6 protein-coding genes are annotated in these 3,391 nt (G+C 29.8%); all 6 read left to right on the top strand.

The genetic code is table 11. From position 1 onward, the window contains the following. Positions 1–350 precede the first annotated feature (350 nt). A complete protein-coding gene (locus IU405_RS04100) occupies positions 351–689 on the top strand; it encodes a hypothetical protein (protein ID WP_197437344.1) in 339 nt (112 codons plus the stop codon). Between the two features lie 42 nt (positions 690–731). Beyond that, a complete protein-coding gene (locus IU405_RS04105) occupies positions 732–1,061 on the top strand; it encodes a hypothetical protein (protein ID WP_197437345.1) in 330 nt (109 codons plus the stop codon). 66 nt (positions 1,062–1,127) lie between these two features. Beyond that, positions 1,128–1,844: an acetolactate decarboxylase gene (locus tag IU405_RS04110; RefSeq protein ID WP_231749528.1), complete on the top strand. Its 717-nt coding sequence runs from the start codon at positions 1,128–1,130 to the stop codon at positions 1,842–1,844. A gap of 180 nt (positions 1,845–2,024) precedes the next feature. After that, positions 2,025–2,438: a hypothetical protein gene (locus IU405_RS04115; protein ID WP_197437346.1), complete on the top strand. Its 414-nt coding sequence runs from the start codon at positions 2,025–2,027 to the stop codon at positions 2,436–2,438. A 197-nt stretch (positions 2,439–2,635) separates the two neighbouring features. Next, positions 2,636–3,013: a DUF3703 domain-containing protein gene (locus IU405_RS04120; RefSeq protein ID WP_197437347.1), complete on the top strand. Its 378-nt coding sequence runs from the start codon at positions 2,636–2,638 to the stop codon at positions 3,011–3,013. A gap of 171 nt (positions 3,014–3,184) precedes the next feature. Continuing rightward, a partial coding sequence (locus tag IU405_RS15645; RefSeq protein WP_231749530.1) for a DUF6090 family protein occupies positions 3,185–3,391 on the top strand: 207 nt, incomplete at its 3' end.

Below are 3,391 nucleotides of genomic sequence, written 5' to 3' on the forward strand. Positions count from 1 at the left end.
GGACTTCGGATTGATAACAATATGCATCAATTGTTTTTTTTGATACATCAATTCCTACTACTTCTTTGTAATTTTTCATATTTTTACATTTAGGTTAATAAATATGTTGCTTTAACTACTTCCTTTATCGGGAGATTTTTCTCCTGGTATTCCAAATGGTTCTCGGCAACTTTATAGAAAGAGAGGACTCGTACGTGCAGTGGAGCTCAAAATCTAAAACACGTTATAGTTCTCCTCTCTTTCTTTATAAAGATATTTATTACAAACTAAAGAAATACGTTGGCGGTAATTATAAAATTGTGCTAAAAAGACTAATCTCCTAAAATGAAAAAAATAGTTACATTTGCATAATGAAATTTACAGTAATCATATTATTAACCTATTTTATTTTAATGAATTTGCTCCCAGTAGCAAAATTCATTAAAATGGAAATAATGGATTCTTGTGAAAATAAATGTATGCAACATTGCAATAAGCAAAAAAGCAAAGAAGGGAATAATCCTTTTAACAAACAAAATTGCATTTTAAATATTAATCTTTCCTCAATATTTGTTTTCCTACCAAATAATTTTACTTTTTCAGACGTTTACTTTAAATCAATAGCTGAGAAACAAAAATATTACTTCAAAGAAATTATTCTTAATGGTTATATTTCTAAAATTTGGCAACCTCCAAAAATTATTTGCTAAAATTTAGATTTTAAAAATAAATAATCATTTAAAAATAATACAATGAAAAATATAATTTCAATTGTAATGCTTTTGCTATTTGTAAGTTTAAGCGTTAATGCTCAAGAAAAAAAACAAAGTTGTGAGCAAACAAAAACTTGTACAATGGACAAGAAAGCTTGTTCTGAAGAACAAATGAAAAATTGTAAAATGAACAATAGTAATTGTTCTGCTGACAAAAAAACTTGTTCATCAGAAGATATGAAAAATTGTAAAAGGGATAAAAACACTTGTTCTTTAAACAAAAAAACTTGTACAGAAGAAGAAAGAAAAAACTGTACAAGAGATAAAAAAGAAGCTTGTTTAGTTGGTAAAGCTGAAACAAAATCTTAATATTTAAAACAATTTTGGGAGTTTGGTATACCCAAACTCCCATTTTTTTTAACTAAAATTCATAAAATGAAATACATTATTTTATTAAATTCAATTATAATTCTTTTAATAACAAGTTGCAGTACAAGTACTAAACCAACAAAAAATAACATAAAAATCATTGGAGCAATGAAAAATGTGATGTGGAAAGGTGAACTTGTAGGAACAATAAATCTTGATACAATTAAGGACAAAAAAGGGCTTTATGGTATAGGACCAGTTGAATACCTAACAGGAGAACTATTAATAATTGATGGAAAATCCTATGTTTCTACAGTAACATCAGACACAACAATGGTTGTTGAGGAAACTTACCAAGTTAAAGCACCATTTTTAGTTTATGCTAATCAAACGGATTGGAATATTGAAGACTTACCTTCAGACATCAAGACAATTAAGGAATTAGAAGAGTTTATCGACAAAAAAGCACTTGATTTTAATAGACCTTTTGTTTTTAAATTGAAAGGGCAAATTGATAGTGCCAAAATCCATATTCAAAACTTACCCAAAGGAACAAAAGTCAGTTCCCCAGAAGAAGCACATCAAGGACAGATAAACTATGCATTAGGAAATAGTGAAGTGGAAATAGTAGGTTTCTTTTCAACGGAACATAAAGGTGTTTTTACACATCACGATTCCAATGTACATATGCATCTAATTACAACGGACAGAAGAAAAATGGGTCATTTGGATAAAGTACTTTTTGGAAACGGAGACATAAAATTGTACTTGCCGAAAAAATAAAAACTACCGCCAACACCGTATATAATTTATTGCTGGCTTCTTGCCTACTTACGAAAGTCCTCGCGGGCTTTCTTGGTTGGTAATTATTTACTAAATTAGGTGCTTTAAACACGCAACAAACCATATACAACAACGTTAGGCACAATTAGGAAGAAACATCAAGAAAAAACTTAGTAAATAATGGCAAAGAAAACTTGGATAGAAAAAAGGGATTGTGACAAGTCATGTAAAATTAAAACGACAGACAAAAAATTCGCAGACATTCCAGAAGGAAGCAAAATGTTTATTGCTACACCAAAAATAATTGATGACTACGTTAGGCATATACCTTTTGGAAAATCTACTGAATTATCAACTATGAGAAATGACTTGGCAATTGAATATCAAGCAGACAAAACCTGTCCTGTAACAGCGGGAATTTTTTTGAGAATTGTTTCTGAAGCTTCATTTGAGGAATTGAATGTAGGAAAAGACATCGAAGAAGTTACGCCATTTTGGAGAATTGTAAACCCAAAATCAAAATTGGCGGAAAAACTAGAATGTGGAATTGACTTTATAGAAAAGCAAAGAGAAAATGAAGGAATTGAAAAATAACTGTACCTAACACCGTTTATAAAAAATTGCTATTTTTAGCTTAATTTAAAGTCTGTTGCTTTTTTGCAAACTTCAGAATTTCCGTTGGAAATTCCTCGTTCACAAAACCGCAACTTTCCATAAACAAACCGTTACCCAACATTAACAAAAACAGAACGTTAGAATTTAAACCGAATAGAAAACTTAAAAAAATAGATATGAAATTTTACACTTCGATACCTGAAAGTCTGAAACCATATTATAAAGCGGAATTGAATAAATACCGAACTGAATATGCAAACGGAAATTTAAAAAGTGCGTGGAATCATTTGGAAAGAGCTCATATAATTGGACAGAAATATCCTTACGCTCATACTTTTGTACATTGGAAAATGTTAGAATTCGGAATTAAAATCAAAAACGGAAAAGAAATTATTGGACAAATTCCACGTCTGATTTTTGGAGGTGTGAAATCCTTTGTTGGAAAAATTCCAGTTGGAAATCCTGGAGGAGCGAATGTTCCGCCATTAAAACCATTTCCGATTGAAAAAGAATTACAGAATATTTTTGAGAAAGCTGGAATTGAATTAATCTGAAAATAAAAAACGTTGGGTAACACCGTATAAAAAAAATTGCTATTTTTAGCTTTATCAAAAGTTGTTGCTTTTTTGCCAACTTCTGAATTTCCTTCGGAAATTCCTCGTTGTCAAAAACGCAACTTTATTTATACAAAAACGTTGTGCTTCATTATAACAAACCATTAACCAATGATAAAATTCTTTAGGAAAATTAGAAAACATCTACTGGCAGAAAATAAGTTCAGTAAGTACCTAATTTATGCCATAGGAGAAATTATTCTGGTAGTGATTGGTATTTTAATTGCTCTTCAGATAAATAATTGGAATAATGATAATATCGAGCGTGAACTTGAATTGAATATGTTAAGCGAAATTCTAACTAATCTTGAAAAGGAC

The organism is Polaribacter sp. BAL334 (assembly GCF_015767435.1).
GTDB lineage: Bacteria > Bacteroidota > Bacteroidia > Flavobacteriales > Flavobacteriaceae > Polaribacter.